Annotated in this window: 6 protein-coding genes; 5 read left to right on the top strand and 1 reads right to left on the bottom strand. The window is 46.7% G+C overall.

Translation table 11 applies throughout. The annotated features are described in order from the left end of the window. Positions 1-81: 81 nt before the first annotated feature. Both I2494_RS08210 and I2494_RS08205 read left to right on the top strand, forming a co-directional pair. The gene (locus I2494_RS08210) at positions 82-360 is read left to right on the top strand and encodes an IS1/IS1595 family N-terminal zinc-binding domain-containing protein (RefSeq protein ID WP_218467594.1); all 279 of its coding nucleotides are present in this window, start codon (positions 82-84) and stop codon (positions 358-360) included. 700 nt (positions 361-1,060) lie between these two features. Further along, positions 1,061-6,313: an Ig-like domain-containing protein gene (locus I2494_RS08205; RefSeq protein WP_218467593.1), complete on the top strand. Its 5,253-nt coding sequence runs from the start codon at positions 1,061-1,063 to the stop codon at positions 6,311-6,313. Positions 6,314-6,317: 4 nt separating this feature from the next. Here I2494_RS08205 and I2494_RS20535 read toward each other — a convergent pair whose 3' ends face one another. Continuing rightward, complete coding sequence (locus I2494_RS20535; RefSeq protein WP_267081247.1) at positions 6,318-6,449, bottom strand: hypothetical protein; 132 nt, start codon at positions 6,447-6,449, stop codon at positions 6,318-6,320. Positions 6,450-7,432: 983 nt separating this feature from the next. Here I2494_RS20535 and I2494_RS08200 point away from each other — a divergent pair. The 3 genes from I2494_RS08200 to I2494_RS08190 are packed head-to-tail and all read left to right on the top strand — an operon-like array spanning position 7,433 to position 21,141. Then, on the top strand, positions 7,433-10,048 hold the full coding sequence (locus tag I2494_RS08200) for an Ig-like domain-containing protein (RefSeq protein WP_218467592.1): 2,616 nt from the start codon (positions 7,433-7,435) through the stop codon (positions 10,046-10,048). A gap of 42 nt (positions 10,049-10,090) precedes the next feature. Continuing rightward, on the top strand, positions 10,091-10,972 hold the full coding sequence (locus tag I2494_RS08195) for an Ig-like domain-containing protein (protein WP_321206118.1): 882 nt from the start codon (positions 10,091-10,093) through the stop codon (positions 10,970-10,972). Beyond that, complete coding sequence (locus I2494_RS08190) at positions 10,888-21,141, top strand: Ig-like domain-containing protein (RefSeq protein ID WP_228350902.1); 10,254 nt, start codon at positions 10,888-10,890, stop codon at positions 21,139-21,141. The genes I2494_RS08195 and I2494_RS08190 overlap by 85 nt, the downstream gene beginning before the upstream one ends. The last annotated feature ends 52 nt before the right edge of the window (positions 21,142-21,193 follow it).

The following is a 21,193-nucleotide window of genomic DNA, read 5'->3' as shown; positions in this document are numbered from 1 at the left end:
GTTATATGTTCGTTCTATTTGAAATTGATTGCCTTAATCACTTTGGATAGCACGATGATAGCTTGTTATGGAGAATAATTTATGAAAAAGGATACACCAATTTGCCATTATTGTGGCAGGGCCGACCGTATTAAGAGGCATGGTATAGGTAGAACAGGACGACAGCGTTATTACTGCGCGGAGTGCAAGAAGACATTCCAAACCTATTATATCTATAAAGGAAAAGAGCAGAATATCGCTCTACAGATTGAACGTTTACTGGCCGAAAATTACACGCCAGAGAGAATAAGCAACGAGATGCAGGTTCGTTTAGCAACGATAGAGGCTCATATCCGGCAGCTTCAGGCATCAAATCTATAAATCGTTATTATATTTTTATATTGTAAATGTGAGCATTGAATAATAGAAAGAGCAGCTTTCAGGCTGCTCTTTTGTTTTTTTTAAAAGAGATGGTTGTGAAATCAGAAATTAATTTATTTTAATTATTAACGAGTTGGTGTGTTTTTTCAGGTGATGTTAAGTTTAGTATATTTTGGCTTTTTTATTTGGCTCTTTTTTTATTACCGTTGGTAAATTGTTTTTATTTAAAATCATTTATGTTGTTTCATCTGTTTTTTTACAAATTTTGTGTTGGTTTTATCTATACAGAACGTGATGACTTCATTTAATTTATTGTTTTTATTGTATTTTATTTTTAAGTGTTCGTGTTGCCTGTTGTTTTGATATTGAATTAATTCACTGTTACATCATCAGTTTTATTGTCTGATCAACCAATGTAAAGCAACACATCAGCAATTAAATCTGATTTATTCCTGTTCATTATTATTTTTATTGAAGAGTGTGATAATTAATGAATTTATTGGCTGGTTTAATACTTTTATTAGGATGAATAGTTCAAATGATAGCGTTGGACGATCATTAAATAGAATGATGCTTGTATTGTAAGATAAGATGTTTGGATAAGGATAAAATTCAATATAAACATTTAATTAAACAGTTACCATCAAACGAGTTGTAAATCTATTTTGTTACTGGTAATGAATAAAGGAGCTATTCTAATATGAGTAATAACGCCAGTTTATTAGTTAATTCAGGCAACGGTTCTTCTCAGGTGATCTCCCTTGATGCAGGGAAACCGATCAAAATCAAATTCCAACCGGGTAATCAGTATCTGCTAAAAAATGCAGATGATAACTATGCACCGAAGAATGTAATGTTGCAGCGCAATGGCGACGACTTGTATGTCATTCTTGAGGGAGAAGAGAATCCGGCTATCGTTGCTGAAGATTATTATATTTCTGGCAATAGCCAGCCATTCCTTGGTATGGGGGATGATGGACAACTTTATTCATATCCAGCTGCTAATGAGAATGGCTCCTTAACTTCTGTTTCTCTTGGTGGTATACCACAAGGGGATGCCTCCTATTTGTTTGAAAGCGCGGAATACGGTGATAGTAGTGTAATGGCATCATGGCCATGGTTTTTGGGTGCCGCCGTTATTGGTGCTTCAGCTATTGGCTATGGGATTTATGATCATAATAAAAGCGATGGCAACGGCTCGTCTTCTTATCCACCTTTGGGATCTCAGCCAGAAACTCAACCTGAAACCCAGCCAGAACCTCAGCCAGAGTCTGAATCCGAACCAGAACCAGAACCAGAACCAGAACCAGAACCTTTGCCGAATCCTGATGGTTCTGGCGTAGTTGATGGCACTATTGCCACTCCTGTTGTTGGCGACATGAGTTCAGATCAAAACCAAACAACGGTTCAGGGTACGGGAGAAGCGGGTTGCACGATTATTCTTTATGATAACGGTGAGGAAATAGGTTCAACTACCGTCGATGCAGAAGGCAACTGGATTTTTACCGCTGATACCGTTTTAAGTGATGGTTCACACAACATTTCTCTTATCCAAACCAGCCCGTCCGGGGAGATTAATTGCTCTGCTGAAGATTTTCCGTTTATTGTTGATACCGTACCGCCAGCAACACCGATTATTAGCGATATTGCCGGTGACAGTTCATTACCAACCTTCTCCGGTGAAGCTGAACCGGGTAGCACCATTACCATTTATAATCATACTACCGGGATTAGCCCGGCATTTATGAGTAAAAATGCTGCCGGAAACGGCACTATTATTGGGCAAGTGATTGTCGGTGAAGATGGCAAATGGAGCTTTACACCGGAAAGTCCTTTGCCTGCCGGCGAACACCATATCACCGTTATTGCAACCGATAAGGCCGGAAACCAGAGCGCACCATCAGAAGAATGGGTGCTGACTATTCATCCTCCGGTACTGGAAATACCGACGATTGAGTTTGTAACCGATGATGTTGGTGATTATCAGGGCATGTTGCAAAACGGCGATAACACCGATGACTATACGCCAACCTTTAGCGGTAAAGCTGACGCGGGCAATGTCGTTATTATTTATGGCAATGGTCAAATTATTGGTTCCACCTCCGTGGATGCCAACGGCAACTGGACATTTACCCCGGCAACCCCATTAGCTATGGGTGAGTATGATTTTACTGCTGTAGCAATGGATGCAGCAGGGAATCTGAGTGACCAGAGCGGATCCTTTAATCTGATTCTGGATGGCGTGGTGATACCGAACTTGGTGGAAATCACTCATATCATCGACGACGTGGGTGCGGTAACCGGTTTACTTGCCTCTAATGGTGTCACCGATGATACTCGTCCGCAGATTAGCGGAACTGCTCTTTCTGGCGATGTTATTAATATTTACGACGGTGGGGTACTGTTAGGTTCTACGGTTGTTGATACTAACGGTGAGTGGAGCTTTACACCTGCCGTCGATCTGGCTGATGGTCAGCACAGTATTACCGCGGCGGCAGTTGATGCGGCCGGTAATGTCGGCAAGCCAACCGCCGAGTTTGTGGTGATTGTTGATACGGTGGCTCCAGCCACGCCAGCTATTGAATCCATCTCTGCTGATGTTCGCGACGACCTGAGTAGCGGAACGGCCACTAATGATACCCGGCCAATACTGAAAGGTACGGCGGAACAGGGCAGCGTGGTGATCATTTTCGATAATGGCGCTGTTCTGGGTTCGACAATAGTGGATAACACCGGTCACTGGAGCTTTACGCCAGCAACCGAACTGCCTTACGAGGAGCATGTCTTTACCGTGTCCTCTGTTGATGCAGCAGGCAATATGAGCCAGCAATCACCGGGCTTTATTGTGATTATTGATAGTGATATCACGATTGTTCCACCAGTGGAGGAACCACCGGCTACGCCAACCATTGAGTTCGTAACCGATGATGTTGGTGATTCTCAGGGCATGCTGCAAAACGGCGATAACACCGATGACTATACGCCAACCTTTAGCGGTAAAGCTGACGCGGGCAATGTCGTTATTATTTATGGCAATGGTCAAATTATTGGTTCCACCTCCGTGGATGCCAACGGCAACTGGACATTTACCCCGGCAACCCCATTAGCTATGGGTGAGTATGATTTTACTGCTACAGCAATGGATGCAGCAGGGAATCTGAGTGACCAGAGCGGATCCTTTAATCTGATTCTGGATGGCGTGGTGATACCGAACTTCGTGGAAATTACTCAGGTTGTGGACGATGTGGGTATGGTAACCGGTTTTGTTACCTATGATGGTGTTACTGATGATGCACGTCCGCAAATTGGCGGGATTGGCTCTGTTGGTCAGCAGGTGATTGTTTACGCTATCGCTAATGAAGGGATGCGTGAAATAGGTCGGGCAACGGTAGATGCTGATGGTCAATGGAGCTTGCAATCAAACATCGCATTAGCTGAGGGAAGAAATGAGCTGATAGCGGATCTGATGGACTCTGATGGCAATCTATTACTGGTATCGTCGGTCTATCCCATTACGGTTGATACCACAGCGCCAATGCCGGTAACCGATTTTGTGATTACTGATAATGTTGGTAATTATCAGGGCATATTGAAAAATGGTGATGTAACCGACGACCCTACTCCAACCTTTAACGGTAAGGGAGAAGCCGGCAATATTATTGTCATTTATGCGAACGACCAGATTATTGCTTCTGCCCCGGTAGATGCGGATGGTAACTGGACATTTACGCCAGCTACCCCACTACCATTCGGGGAGTATCATTTTACTGTTGTAGCGATAGATCCTGTGGGCAATCAGAGTGAGCAGAGTGGATCTATTCACCTGATAATTGATAATCCGGGAACACCAAACGTTATTCAGATCACTCAACTGATTGATGATGTCGGTTCTGTGGTCGGTCAACTGACCATGAATAGTGTGACCGATGATGCTCGTCCACAGATTATGGGTGTGGCAACAGCCGGTAATGTGGTCAAAATTTATGATGGTGAGATTGAAATAGGCTCTACTACTGCAGATATGAATGGACAGTGGAGCTTTACGCCAGAATTTAACCTGGCTGATGGCGAGCACCGTCTGACTGCATCAGAAGTTGATGTAGTGGGGCACCAGAGTGAACGAAGCCCAGAGTTTGTCTTTACCGTGGATACTATTCCATCATCCACTCCGACCATCGATTCCGTGTCTGCTGATTTCCGTGGCGATCTGACTAACGGTACCGCTATCAATAATGGCACACCGACGCTGAAGGGCACCGCAGAGCAAGGCAGCGTGGTGAACATTTTTGATGATGGCATCCTTCTGGGCTCGACCATTGCCGACAGTGCGGGTAAGTGGAGCTTTACGCCGGCCACAGACCTGCCGGAAGGCGAACATGCCTTTACCGCGGCGGGCAATACGGGCTCTCCGTCAGGCGAGTTTACGGTGATTGTGGATTATGACCTCCATATTCATCCGCCGCTGCCGGAAGAGCCGTCGGTGCCGACCATTGACTCCGTGTCTGCTGATTTCCGTGGCGATCTGACTAACGGTACCGCCATCAATAATGGCACACCGACGCTGAAGGGCACCGCAGAGCAGGGCAGCGTGGTGAACATTTTTGATAATGGCATCCTTCTGGGCTCGACCATTGCCGACAGTGCGGGTAAGTGGAGCTTTACGCCGGCCACAGACCTGGCGGAAGGCGAACATGCCTTTACCGCGGCGGGCAATACGGGCTCTCCGTCAGGCGAGTTTACGGTGATTGTGGATTATGACCTTCATATTCATCCGCCGCTGCCGGAAGAGCCGTCGGTGCCGACCATTGATGTGGTGATTAATGACGCTCAGGAAGTGGTGAGCAATGGCGGCGTCAGTGATGACTTTACGCCAACGCTACTTGGTAAAGGCGAGCTGGGAGATATCATCCATGTGTATGATCGTGGTGTTCTGCTGGGTAGTGCAGTCGTTAATGATGATTATAACTGGAGCTTTACCCCTGAGTTGCCATTATCCGATGGGAATCATGTTTTCTTTGTTACCGCAACGAATGCTGAGGAAGTGGTAAGCCAGCCGTCAGCTGATTATGTGGTTATCCTTGATTATGCGGCTTCTTATCCGGAGCTGGCGATTACCGAAGTACTTGATCAAGTTGGTACTTTCACCGGTAGCCTTAGCATTGGTGATATGACTGATGATAATCGTCCAGTTATCAAGGGAACGGGTACCGTTGGCGATATGATCATTGTCTATACTACCGATCAGCATGAACTGGGAAGAACCATGGTTGATGCCGATGGTTCATGGAGCTTGCGTCCGGTAAATCCGCTACCAGAGGGTGACAATGCGCTAACGGCTGTTGGGGTGAATACTGATGGTGAGATGACTATGCCAACGCCACCATTCACCATTGTTATCTCATGTGGGATTGGTATGGCTCCTACGATGATTACTGGTGCGTTGGATGATGTTGGTTCGATACAAGGCATGCTACAAAACGGTGATACTACAGATGACAACCGTCCAACTCTGCAGGGAATGACTAATAATGAAAGCATCATTTCTCTGTACGACAATAATACGTTAATTGGTTCAACGCAGGCAGATGCAAGCGGTAAGTGGTCATTTACGCCAATATATGCATTGGTAGATGGTGAACACAAGATTACGGTTACAGCGAAAGATATGCATGGCAATGTCAGTGATCCATCCGACGTGTTTAACTTTACCGTTGATACAAGGGCTGATGCCGCAGAGGGCGTAATGGACGTTTCTCTGAGTGATGTTCTGCGTATTGGTTCGGATGAGTTAACCTTTGCTGCCGATAGCGAGAAGGAAAGCGCGCTACAGACAGAGAATGTAGCGCAGAGCCATTATCAACCAGAAGGCAGCAGTTATAATGTCTGGACAATGGGAGCCTCTGTGGTTGAAGTTGCACCACTTGAGAATGTAGTGAACCCTGCCATTCTGTAATTGATTAGCCGGATAGCGCGATCGCCGTTAAGCGATCGTTGATATAAGAAACGACCTGAATAACAGGTCGTTTTTTTTTGGTTTCGTTTTTTGCTGCTATCTGCTGATAGTTTTTGTAAAAGACAACGGTTGTCATATCCAGTATCTCAAACGCGCACTCCATCAAGCTCAATCAATTGTCGGGTATTTGAAGCATCCATATGTTTTCACTTTAATTGTATTATTTTTAGCCATGCTTGACTGTTTTTAGTTGAATAATCTAACTATTTAATTAAATCAAAATATAATTCTGATTTTGTTCTGGGTCAACATTATGTGATTGTGTGTGGTTTGTAGGGGGAGACGTGGTTGATAATCCTGATTTCAATTATCAGATATCAATTATTTTCTGTCGGAATTCAGGTGGGTTCTAATGGTGTAAAGCGTTTTGTTACTGTCTATTTCTGAAGGAAATATGAGTGTTTTTACACTGTTATAAATAGCGATAGCAAATGCCAAGTACAGTTAGTTTGAATGAATACATAATTTTTTTATCTAATACTATGTATTTCAATGATTTTTTATCATTGGTTTTTTACTGTATATGATTAAGTTTTCACATCGTTATTTTTGATTTTATTGACTAAGGAATGTTATGGCTATTATTTATATTTTATATTGGCGTTGTTTGTTTTATTTTTAATAACTTGTTTGTTTTTTTATTTTTATATTTCAAATAAACTTAATTTAATTATAACTATATCTTTAATTGTTTATTTAACTACTTGTTTGAAATTTAAATTTAATGATTGATTTTTACTATTTATTTAATTGTTGTTTTATTTGGCATGTTTGATTTTTCATTTTATTTTATATTTAATTAATTGTTTTTAATCGATATTTTTTAAATAAATCAAATTTATTTTATATGTTACTTAACGTGGTTAATCTATTTTTTTAATTTATCGGCAACATTTTTATTTTTGTTATTTGTTGGGGTTTTTATTGGGTTTTAGGTTAATATATCAACCTTTTTATCATGCGGCTTTTAGTCTGCTGTTTTTATAATTATTAGGTTATGCATCCGCGTAGCCTATGCGCTTTTCTGGGAATGAATAGGAATAAAGGAGCTATTCTCATATGAATCATAATGTCAGCTTATTGGTTAATTCAGGAAGTAGTACCTCGCAGGTTATGTCTGTTGATGCTGGAAGACCTATCAAAATCAAAATTCAGCCGGGCTGTAAATATCTGCTAAAAAATAAAACTGATAACTATGCTCCAGAAAACGTGACTCTTCAGCGTAATGGTGATGACCTGTATGTCATTTTAGAGGGTGACTCTACCCCTGCTATTGTTATTCAGGACTATTATGTTTCCGGTAATAATGAACCGATATTAGGTATGGCCGAGGATGGCCAACTTTATGCCTATATGGTGACAAATGGTTCCGCATTAGGTGAAGGTTACCAGTTTGAGAATGGCACGTTGGCGTCGGCGGCGCTTGGTGGCATGCCTTTAGGTAATGGTGCGTATTTATTTAACGACACGGATCACGATCATGATTTACTGGCATTGTGGCCCTGGTTTCTTGGGGTAGCAGCGCTGGGTGCATTGGCGGCCGTGGTCTTTCATAAAGATGATGACAGTAGTAGCCCGGCCCCAGCGCCACTACCCGCTTCCGTACCTGTTCTTAGTGGAGCAATGGATGCGACGGGGTCTATTACTGGCCCTATTGCCTATGGTTCTTCAACCGATGAACAAAAGCCGTTAATTTATGGTACCGGTGATGCGGGTAATACAATTACCATTTATGACAACGGAAAAGCGATTGGTATCGCCATTGTGGGAGCTGATGGTACCTGGAGCTTTAAACCTGCAACGGCATTAAGCGAGGGTGATCATTCGATTACCATTACTCAGACGAACGCTTCTGGTTCAATCAGCGCTTCATCTGATGATTTCTCGTTTATCATTGATATTACCGCCCCACAAAGACCACTGTTTAACGATATTATTGATGATGTTGGCACCATTCAGGGGCCGATTACCAACGGTGCTGTTATTGATGATGCCCGTCCGGAAATTACTGGCTCCGGGGAGCCCGGTAATACCATTACCGTTTTTGTTGATGGTAAAGAAATTGGTACAACAATTATTGATAATCAGGGTAACTGGAGTTTCACCCCGGCTTCAGATTTAACCGATGACCACCATCAAATTACCGTAACCGAAACGGATAAAGCCGGTAATACCAGTCCAGTCTCACCAACATTTGATTTTACGGTCGATACGATAGCTCCAGCGATACCAACAATTGAATCAGCAATCGATGATGTGGGTACCATTCAGGGTCGATTAAGCAACGGCGGCGCTGCCGATGATTCAACGCCAACCCTGCTCGGTAAAGCTGAAATAAACAGTATTGTTAAGGTATACGATGGCTCTGAGCTGTTAGGTTCTGCGGTTGCCAATGGGATAACGGGTGAGTGGGTCTTCACACCAGCTAAACCGATTTCAGAAGGTGAGCATCACTTCCACGTTACTGCAACAGATAAGGCTGGAAATACCAGCCAGCCATCATTAGATTTTGTTCTGACCACCGACTACACCCCACCAGACCGTAGCAAGCTGGCAATTACTGGCGTGGAAGATCAGGAAGGCGCCACCACGGGTAATGTTATCAACAATGGCATGACTGATGATGCCCGTCCAATCATCAGCGGTACCGGTACTGCTGGCGATACCATTGTGGTGTATGTAAAAGATGCCACCGGTAATCATGAGATTGGTAAAACTCTGGTTGATGCCGATGGCAAGTGGAGTCTGCAACCGGCAACGCCATTGCTGCCGGGTAATAACCAGTTTACTGCGATAGAAAGCGACCCGGTAGGTAATGCCACCACGCCAAGCGATCCCTACAGCGTTAATCTGGACATTGTTAAGCCAGTCGAACCGGTAATCGTTAACATCGTGGACAAGGTGGGGCCAATTACCGGAGTATTGCAAAAAGGTGCGATTACCGACGATAACCAGCCAACTATCATTGGTACGGCCAGAGTTGGTTATATCGTCCATGTTTACGATGGCGCATCTCTGCTGGGTACTACGATCACGGATAGCAAAGGTGTCTGGCGTCTAATGCCAGAAAAAGCGCTGGCTGATGGTAAGCACAATATCATGGCTACTGCGACCAGCCCTGAGGGTGAAGTTAGTGAACATACCGGTGTGTTTAATTTTGAAGTGGATACCAAGGTACCTACTGCACCAGAAGGTTTGATCATCACTGATAATACCGGTCAGGAGCAGGGCCCATTAAATGATGGCGATACTACGGATAACAATACTCCGGCCATTAGCGGTAATACTGAACCGGGCAATACCGTTGTTATTTATGATAACGGCGAGAAGATTGGTGAAGCAACGGCCGATACGGAAGGAAACTGGATATTTGTTCCGGATGTCCCTCTGGCTGATGGTGAGCACGAAATTACCGTTACGGTAAGAGATGAAGCCGGTAACACCAATACAGATGGGCCGGAAATATCGATTATTATTGATACCAGCAAGGTTCTGGTCAGTATTACTACCTTAATCGATGATGTTGGTACCATCACTGGCAGCATTAAGCCGCACGGCACCACGGATGATGTACGTCCGGAAATCATCGGTCAGGGCAAAGTTGGGAACCTGATTAAGGTTTATGATGATAAGACATTGATAGGTACAACAACGGTTAAAGCCGATGGTACCTGAAGTCTTACTCCGACTAAAGATTTAAGCGAAGGTAAACATAGTATTACCGCAACAGCCACCGATCTGACTGGCAATCTCAGTAGCCCAACATCAGCATTTGAATTCACGATAGATATTTCAGCACCGACAATGCCGGTTATTCAATTGGTAAAAGACGATGTCGGTTCAATACAGGGTGAGTTAAGCAGCGGTAGCATGACGGATGATTCTACCCCAACCCTGATTGGTAAAGCAGAAAAAGGCAATATCGTTACCGTATATGACGGCATCATTCTGTTAGGTTCGGTGGTGGCAGATAGCGTAACCGGAGAGTGGAGCCTCACTCCGTCTACGCCAATTTCAGAAGGTGAACATAAGTTCCATGCCATCTCGACTGACGCAGCAGGCAATATTAGTAAGCCATCAGCAGACTTTATACTGATCACCGATTACACCGCGCCAGATATCAGCAAACTGGTGATTACGGGTGTGGACGATAGGGAAGGCGATATCACCGGCAATATCGCCAATGGTGGATTGACTGATGACACTCGTCCAACTATCAGCGGTACCGGTACTGCTGGTGATACCGTTATAGTGTACACAAAAGATGCATCCGGCCATCATGAAATTGGCAGTACAACCGTGGATGCTAATGGTAAATGGAATCTGGTGCCAACCTCGCCATTATTACCAGGTTATAACCAGTTTACCGCGATGGAAATGGATCCGGTGGGTAATTCCACCGATCTCAGTGCACCTTACAGCATCATACTGGATGTTAATAAGCTGCCGGTTCCGGTGATCGTTAACATACTGGATGATGTTGGCCCAATTACCGGGCCGCTGGAAAAGGCGATATCACGGATGATAACCAGCCAACCATCGTTGGTACGGCTGAAGCTGGTTACACCATCCACGTATACGATGGCCTCTCATTGCTAGGGTCTGTGGTTGCGGACAGTTATGGCGTATGGATATTTACTCCAGCTACGGTTCTGGTTGATGGTAAACACAATATCACCGCCACGGCTACCAGCCCGTCGGGTGAAATCAGTCAACCAACGGGTGCCTTCAACTTTGAAGTGGATACCAAGGCACCAAATGCAGTAGACCCTCTGGTTATCAAAGACAACGTAGGTGATCACACCGGGGCACTGATTAGCGGTGATACCACGGATGATAATACGCCAACCTTTGAAGGCCAGGCCGAAGCGAATAGCACCATCACCATTTATGATAATGGCAATGTCATTGGCTCAACCACAGCAGATGCCGACGGTAAGTGGTCGTTTACGCCAAATGAATCATTAACCGATGGCGATTATACCTTCAGTACTACAGTGACGGATGCGGCAGGTAATACCAGCGCAGCAAGTCCGGATGTGCACATCACCATTGATTCCAGCGCTGTGGCGGTGAGTATCACCAAACTGGTCGATAACGTAGGTACCATCACGGGCAATATTACGCCTGCTGGCGTGACCGACGATACCCGTCCCGACATCCTTGGTGAAGGTAAATCAGGTAGCGTAATCAAGGTTTATGACAAAGGCAGTACGCTGCTGGGGTCAACAACGGTTAAATCTGATGGAAGCTGGAGCTTTACCCCTGCTTCTGATTTAAGCGAAGGCCCACACAGTATTACAGCGATTGCTACTGACAAAGTGGGCAATATCAGCCTGCCAACATCAGCGTTTGAATTCTCAATAGATATTACCGCACCGGCTATTCCAACCATTGAATCAGCACAAGATGATGTGGGTGCAATACAAGGCACATTGTTTAGCGGCGATATGACCGATGACCCAACGCCAACCCTGGTAGGCAAGGCTGAAAACGGTAGTATTGTGAAAGTGTATGACGGCAGCATTCTGTTAGGTTCCACGGTGGCTAATGGGGTAACCGGAGAATGGCACTTTACGCCAGCAACACCGATTTCTGAAGGTGCGCACAAGTTCCATGTTAGTGCTACTGATGCAGCAGGTAATACCAGTAAGCCGTCAGCCGACTTCATTTTGACCACCGACTACACAGCTCCGGATATTAGCAAACTGGCTATTACCGATGTAGACGATCAGGTAGGGTTAAAAACGGGTAACGTACTGCCAGGAGAAACTACCGATGATACGCGTCCAACCATCAATGGTACCGGCACTAAAGGCGATACGGTTATTGTGTTCACTACCGACAGTTCAGGTAAACATGAGATTGGCCGCGCTACGGTAGATGCTAACGGTAAGTGGCATCTGAAACCAGTATCGCCATTACTCCCGGGCAAGAATGATTTTACCGCTATCGAAGTTGATCCTGTGGGTAATCAGGCTGGTCCAAGCGCAGAATACCGTATTTTAATTAATACCCTGCCACCAGAACCACCAGTAATCGAGCGAGTGGAAGATAACGTCAACAATGTTGATGGTCTGATTGTTGCTCTGCAAAAATACGATGTCACTGATGACAATACGCCAACCATTATTGGTTCCGCGGTAGCCAACGGTATCGTTACTATTTACAACAAAGATGTGGCGATCGGCTCGGCAAAAGTCGGTGCTGACAGTCAGTGGACTTTCACACCATCACCAGCTTTGGCGGATGGTAAATATGAAATTCGCGCCAGCGTTACTGACACTATCGGCAGAACCAGTGAAAAGACCGGTCCTTTTGATTTCACCGTAGATACCATCGCACCAGGTAAAGCTACCGATCTGGTGGTTATCGATAATGAAGGTGACTGGACAGGTGCCCTCACCAGCGGTGATACCACCGATGACAGTACACCAACCTTTACCGGTAAGGCAGAAGCCAACGGTACTGTTACCATCTACAGCGGTAATACGGTGGTGGGTAAAACCGATGCCAATAGCAACGGTGACTGGACATTTACCCCAAGTACCGCACTGGCTGATGGTGATTATACCTTTACCATTAAAGTGACCGACAAAGCGGGTAACACGGGGGCAGCGACAGACAAGTTTAATCTGACTATTGATACCTCTAAAGTGACGGTGAAAATTGTCAAACTATTGGATGACGTAGGTGATATTACCGGCCCGATTACGCCAAATACCGGAGTGACCGACGATACGCGTCCGGAAGTGATCGGTGAAGGTAAAACTGGCAGCGTCATCAAAGTGTATGACGGTGAAAACCTGCTGGGTTCTACTTCGGTGAAAGCCGATGGCAGTTGGAGTTTTACACCATCCTCAGATCTGGGACAGGGTAGTCACAGTATTACGGCTACGGCCACCGATAAAACGGGCAATACCAGCCCGAAAACTTCGCCGTTTGTGTTTGAAATTGATTCGGTGAAACCATCTGTGCCAACCATTGATTCCGCGATTGATGATGTGGGTACTATTCAGGGCACGCTGAATAACCACGGCTGGACTGATGATCCAACACCAACGCTGATGGGTAAAGCCGAGAAAGGCAGTATCGTGAAGGTGTATGACGGTGAGGCCTTCCTGGGCTCGGTTACGGCAAACGCTACCACCGGTGAATGGAGCTTCACACCAGTATCCGGTTTATCGGAAGGGGAACACAAGTTCCATGTGACGGCAACGGATAAAGCCGGCAACGTTAGCGATAAATCGACTGATTTTATTTTGACGATGGATTTTACTGCACCGGATCCCAGCAAGTTGGCGATTACCGGAGTAGACGATCAAGTGGGCGGACTGACGGGTAACGTCGCATCAGGCGGGCTCACCGATGACAGTCGTCCGACTATTAGTGGTACCGGCACCAAAGGCGATCTGATTACGGTCTACAGCAAAGACAGCACCGGTAACCATGTGATTGGTTCAGCAACGGTAGGAGCCAATGACAGATGGTCATTACAACCGATATCTCCATTACTGGGCGGCTTAAATGAGCTGACGGCGGTGGAAACGGATCCGGTAGGCAATGCTACCAGTCCAAGCACCTCTTATACTATTACTCTGGTTACCAAAGGGCCTGCGACCGCTGTCATTATCAATATCCTTGATGATGTCGGTACCATTATCGGTGAGGTGCAAAAGGGCGGAGTAACGGATGATAATAAACCAACTATCAACGGTACTGCAGATAAGAATAGTGTCATTAAGATTTATGACGACGTTAAACTGCTAGGATCGGTGGTAACAGACAGCAAAGGTGAGTGGCACTTTACACCAGCTAAGGCATTGACAGACGGTATTCATAATCTGACAGCGACTTCAACGGATGCAATCGGTCAAACCAGCCCATCAACCGGTATCTTCGATATTATTGTGGATACGACAGCGCCCGCTAAAGTAGAAAATCTGGTGGTTATCGACGATGTTGGTGCGGTCACCGGCCCTCTGAAAAGTGGGGACATTACTGATGACAGCATGCCAACTTTCAGTGGCAAAGCGGAAGCCAATGGTAAGGTCACTATTTATGACAATGGTGTGGCTATTGGTAACACTACCGCTAATGCCAGTGGTAACTGGAGCTTTACGCCATCAACCGCATTATCAGACGGCACACATCCGTTCACTATCACGGTAACGGATAAAGCAGGTAATGAAGGCGAGTCAACGGCCTTTAAACTGATAATAGACACCTCTACGGTAACCGTATCCATCACGGCGCTGATTGACGACGTGGGTGATATCACCGGCAATATTGCCCAAAACGGCGTCACTGACGATACCCGCCCGGAAATTACCGGTAAGGGTAAAGAAAATAGCATCGTTAAGGTATACGACGGCAGTACGTTACTGGGTAGCACTACGGTCGATAGCAACGGTAAATGGAGCTTTACTCCGACTGCGGATTTGGGGCAGGGTGGTCACAGCATCACGGTCACAGCAACCGATTTGGTGGGTAACACTACAAAACCAACCTCAGCGTTTGTATTTAACATTGACACGGCGGCACCGAATCAGCCAACGATTGATAAGGCAGTGGATGATGTAGGCACCATTCAGGGTGACCTGATGAATGGCGCGATGACCGATGACCCTACGCCAACCCTGATTGGTAAAGCCGAAGCGGGTAGTCTGGTGAAGGTGTATGACGGCAATGTACCGTTGGGCTCCGTTACTGCTGCGGCAGACGGTAAATGGTCCTATACGCCGACAACAGGCATTTCGGAAGGTAAGCATGAGTTCCATGTTACTGCTACCGATAAAGCGGGTAATGTCAGCTTACCATCAGCCGATTTCGTACTAACCACCGACTATACTCCACCGGATATCAAAAAGCTGGCGATCACCGGTGTTGACGATCAAGTAGGGGGTATCACCGGTAATGTGGTGTCAGGTGGTGAAACCGATGACAATCGTCCAACCATTAGTGGTACGGGTACTAAAGGCGATCTGATCACGGTCTACAGTAAAGACAGTACCGGCAACCATGTTATTGGTTCAACGATTGTTGATACCAACGGTAAGTGGTCAATGCAACCGACCTCTCCGCTATTGGGTGGCCTAAACGAACTGACTGCGGTGGAATCGGATCCGGTAGGTAATAGCACCGTTCCGAGTGCAGAATATAACGTCACCCTGATAACCAAGGGGCCTGGCGCTCCGGTGATTGTCAGCGTGGTGGATGATGTAGGCACCATTACTGGTACGGTACAAAAAGGTGGCGTGACGGATGACAGCAAACCGACCATCAGCGGTACTGCCGATAAAGGCCACATCATTAAGATTTATGATGATGTCAAACTGTTAGGCTCGGTAGTAACAGACAGTAAAGGCGAGTGGCATTTCACACCGGCCAATGCATTAATCGACGGTGTCCATAACCTGACAGCTACGGCAACGGATGCTATCGGGCAGACCGGCCCGGCAACGGGTATTTTCGATATTATCGTGGATACTACCGCTCCGGGTAAGGTGAGTAATCTGGTGGTTATCGATGATGTCGGAGCCGTTACTGGTCCTCTGAAGAGCGGGGATATTACCGATGATTCTACGCCAACCTTCAGTGGTAAGGCAGAGGCCAACGGTAAGGTTATCATCTATGACAATGGTACGATGATAGGTTCGACAATGGCGAATGCCAGCGGCGACTGGAGTTTCACACCGAGCACCTCTCTACCGGATGGTTCACACCCGTTCACTATCACGGTAACCGATAAAGCAGGTAATCAAGGTGAGGCAGTTGCCTTTAACCTGGTGATAGACTCTTCTAAGGTGACCGTTTCTATTATTGCCCTGATTGATGATGTGGGCACCATCACTGGTAATATCGCGCAAAATGGCGTAACCGACGATACCCGTCCGGAAATTACCGGTAAGGGTAAAGAAGGCAGCATCATCAACGTTTACGATGGCGCAGCGATGGTAGGTAGCACCACAGTAGACAGCAATGGTAAATGGAGTTTTACACCCGTTGCCGATATGGGATCGGGTGAACACAGCATTACGGCCACGGCGACGGATAAAACAGGTAATACCAGCCCGAAAACTTCGCCGTTTGTGTTTACCATTGATACGTTAGCACCGACTCAACCGACTATTGATAAAGCTATTGATGACGTGGGCACCATCCAGGGCGATCTGGTCAGCGGCGCGATGACCGATGACTCTACGCCAACGCTGGTGGGTAAAGCTGAAGCAAACAGTCTGGCTACAGTATATGACGGCAGTGTAACGTTAGGTTCAGTGACTGCGACAGCAGACGGTAAATGGACTTATACGCCAACGACAGCCATTTCTGAAGGTAAACACGAGTTCCATGTTACTGCCACCGATAAAGCGGGTAATCTCAGTGTGCCATCAGCCAACTTTGTGCTGATTACCGACTATACCGCACCAGACCCAAGCAAACTGGCTATTACGGGTGTAGACGATCAGGTCGGTATTATTACGGGGAATATCAAATCAGGTGGTGTGACTGACGATAGTCGTCCAACCATCAGTGGTACCGGTACTAAAGATGACATCATTACGGTGTACACCACAGACAGTACTGGTAAACATGTGATTGGTAGCACTATTGTTGATGCCAATGGCAAGTGGAGCCTGCGACCAGCAGCAGCATTGGCTCAGGGCGAAAACAAGTTCACGGCGGTAGAAACCGATCCGGTAGGTAATTCAACGGAACCTTGTGCGCCGTACACCATTACCTTAGACACCTTTATATCAGACGCCAAAGTTACTATTACTGCGATCACTGAAGATCGCGGTAGCTCCAGTACTGACTTTATCACCAACGATAATACGTTGTTGATTAGCGGTACGCTGGATAAAGCACTGAAATCTGATGAGACAGTAGAAATTACGCTGGATAGCGGCAAAACCTGGACTAAGGCAACAACGCTGACCGATAGCGGCTGGACTGTTGACCTACAGAGTAAAGTGCTGGCTGATGGGGATTACACCATCAAAGCTCGCGTGGTGGATACCGCCGGTAATGTGGGTAGCACCGACAGCCATTCTCTGAGCATTATCACAGAAAGTCGTGATATGAATGGCCTGAGTACGACCGCGAAAATCACTACCGATACCAGCCATGGTCTGGTGGCGGGTGATCTGTTCAGCCACAGTGCAACACTCACTAACACGGATATGGTTACCCGTGACCGTAATGTAACGGTAACCGGTACCCTGAGTGCAGCGCTGTTAACCGGTGAAAAACTACAGATCTCGCTGGATGATGGCGCGACCTGGAAGACACTCACGCTGAGCGGTAATAACTGGAGCTACGCGTTGCCTGAGGTTTCAGCAGACACCACGTATAATTTTAGGCTTCAGGTCATTGATAATGCAGGTAACCTGGGCAGAAATACTAAGTTTGCCGAGAATTATAAAGTCTCCATCGATCTGACAGTACCGGACATGATTACAGCAGCTCCGGATATTGCTAAACACGTCAGTACTAAAGATGCCTTTACCTTTGACAGCAGCCATTATGGCACGGTAGAAGCCGGTACTATTGTTGCACTGGTTAGCGATGAGAACCGTAACGGTAGCTATCAGGAAGGTCTGGATCAGGTGCTGGGCTTTGCGAAAGCGAATGCAGATGGTTCCTGGAGCATGACGACTAAACTGCCAGCGGGTGCACATAACCTGGCGTTTATGGTGTGGGATGAAGCCGGTAACCACTCCAGTATGGGAGCCGCTACCAGCGTCGGTGTAACTGACGGTGAAGGCAGCTTGCTGATTACTCAGAAATGGGGTGGAACCACGGATTCCGATGGTCGTGGTCTTAGCTCAGCGGCAGTAACCATCAGTCAGGACGGTTTGTGGTCGTTCTTCCAGAGCGTACGTGGTACTTCCGGTACAACTACCGCTAACGCCGGTCGTGTGTATACCGCAACCGATCGTGAGAACTATGAGTCTACCTATTTAGCTCAGCCGTCCACCTCAAACGGTGCTGGCTATGATATCGATAGTAATACTTACAGCCGTTACGTTAACTCAGCGGTGTTTGCAGATATTAACCGTGATGGTTACACCGATGTGATGTCACAGGTCAGTTCGTACCAGAACGCGGGTCGTACTGCTTACTGGATGCAGAATGCAGACGGTACCTTCTCACCGAAGGCTGTGGATCAGGGAACCCTGAACCATCTGGGCGGTGTAATTGCCTATGACCGTGAAGGTGACGGTTATCTGGACTTCGTGCTGGCAGACTCTGAGGCTGACTCCATTTCATTCCTGAAGAATGATAAAGGCGTGCTGTCCTACGAGAAAGTGTCCGGTTTTGATAACGGGCACCCTGGCGGAGCTATTCCGGCAGCCCTGAGTATCATGCACGAAGTGGGTGCAGTGGATATCGATAACAACGGTACCGTCGATATTACGGCGCATATTGACTACAACGGCGTGGGTAATTTTGTTGGCAATACGTCTCGTGGTTTAGGCATTCTGTATAACCAACTGACCAATAATGGTTCAGGAAAAACTAACTTCAGCTCCGTTGGTTACTATGCCAACGTATTTACTAATGATGGCCATGAAGACTACGGTAACCTATCCATCTCCATGACCTACGCTGACTTTAACGGCGACGGCTGGTTGGATCTGTTCCTGAGCCGTGGTTCTAAAGCGGGTGCTAACAGCGATGAAAGCCGTATCTATCTGAACGATGGTACCGGTAGGTTGATTGCTCAGGACAGTCAGGCGCTGTGGTTTGGTGACAATCTGGCTGGTGGTACTTCGCTGGCGGTGGATTGGAACCATGACGGTAAAATGGACATTATCGAAATTCCACGATCCGGCGTGAACGGTAGCCCAACGTTGTATACCAATCTGGGGACTGATGTCTGGAATGGCGGTGGAGTCAGCCTGACGGGTTCTACTAAGTTCGACAATATTACCGGTGCTGTAGCGCTGGACTACGACTGGGATGGCTCGATGGATATCGTGTTATACCGTTCCGGCAGCGATGCCGGTGTGGTATCCAGCACTGATTCCGCACCAACGTTGTTGGTAAAAAATACCAATATCGCAGCAGATGGTACCAGTCTGCAAATCCGTATTGTTGACGGTTTCGGTATTAATACCTACTACAGTAATACCGTTAAGTTGTATGACTCTAAAGGTGCCTGTGTTGCTACACAGCTGATTAACCCGCAGGCGTCCGGCTCCAGTAACAGTATGGGTCTGGTCAGCTTCTTCGGATTAGATCCGAACGAAGTGTACTCGGTGCAATTGCTGCGTATCACTAACGGGGTTACTGACCATGTGGGCGCTGTTCCACTGATCGGTGGCCTTGCCAACAACACGGTTAACGCAAACTGGGGTGGCCTGACAACCAGTAAGTCGCACGATGCTTACGTACTGACGGCAGAAAGTTTGGATGCCAACAACAATACGGTAGGAACAGCCGGCATTATCGGTACCGGTTATAACGATACTTTCTTCGGCTCTGGTGGAAATGATACCTATACCGGCGGTGGCGGCTGGAACCTGATAGTCAGCGGTCAGCAAGTCTGGAGTGAGACGGCGGGGCTGGATATTGTTGATTACAGTCGTTCCGCTTCAGCGATTACCGCTAACCTGGCTACCGGCGTTGCAACCGGATGGGGTACTGACAAATTAGTCAGTATTGAAGGTCTGATCGGTTCTGCACAGGGCGATACATTCACGGATAACGCCGCGAATAACCTGTTTGAAGGCCGCGGTGGCAATGACACCTTCTACCTGACCAACGGTGGTAACGATGTACTGATGTACAAAGTGCTGACCGGTAAGAGTGGTGACGGTAGGGGTGGTAACGGCCATGACACAGTGTATGGTTTCACCGTGGGTAATCTGCTGACGAACAACAATGCCGATCTGATCGATTTGGGCGATGTACTTAACTACTCCGGTTCTTACTCCTGCTTTATGGATGAAGGCAAGATGACGCTGGACTTCGCTTCTCAGGGAATACTGAATTACCTGAAAGTGGAGCAGTTGAATGGCGATACCATCATCAGTATTGACCGTGATGGTAAAGGTGGTGCTTATGGCTTTGAAGAGCTGCTAACGCTGAAAGGGGTAAGTACTGACCTGGTGACGCTGTTGTCTAACAACCAGATTGAAGTTGGTGACGATACGCTGTCCAGCGCATCTTCCAGCACACATTCTCTGTTATCCACCACTCAGCAATCACTGCTGTCCATTTCTCAGATGTATACCGCTGGTGATGACATTTTGTTCGGCACCGATAAGGCTGACATCCTGATGGGTGGTCTGGGCAACGATACCTTTATCCATATTGGTACCGGCGATCAGGTCATGGGCGGGGCAGGTAACGATATCATCAAGCTGGCTTCAACAGATTTTGCTTATATCTCTGGTGATGAGGGTATCGACACCTTGATTCTGGAAGGTAAAAACGAACTGTTAGATCTGAGTGCGTTGAAAGACAAGCTGGAATCAATCGAGATATTCGACATGGGTGATAGTAGTAACACCATGAAAGTCTCTCTGGATGATGTTCTGCGTCTGGGTTCGGAAGAGCTGGCAATTCACCGTGGTGATAAAGCCATTATTGTCAATGGTGAGGAAGGCAGCACCCTGAAGCTGGAGAATGGTGACAGTCAGTGGGCCATATCGCAAAGCGCTTATCAGTATCAAGGTAACACCTATAACGTCTGGACTATGGGTGTTTCTGGTGTCGAAGTACTGGTCGAGAACAGCGTCAATCCAATCATTATGTAACTGAGTGACCAAAGCAGCTGCCTTCAGGCGGCTACTTTGGTTTTATCAATAT

It is taken from the genome of Limnobaculum allomyrinae (assembly GCF_016649425.1).
GTDB lineage: Bacteria > Pseudomonadota > Gammaproteobacteria > Enterobacterales > Enterobacteriaceae > Limnobaculum > Limnobaculum allomyrinae.
Note: the sequence above shows the minus strand (reverse complement) of the source record. Positions and strands in the feature narration are given on the sequence as shown.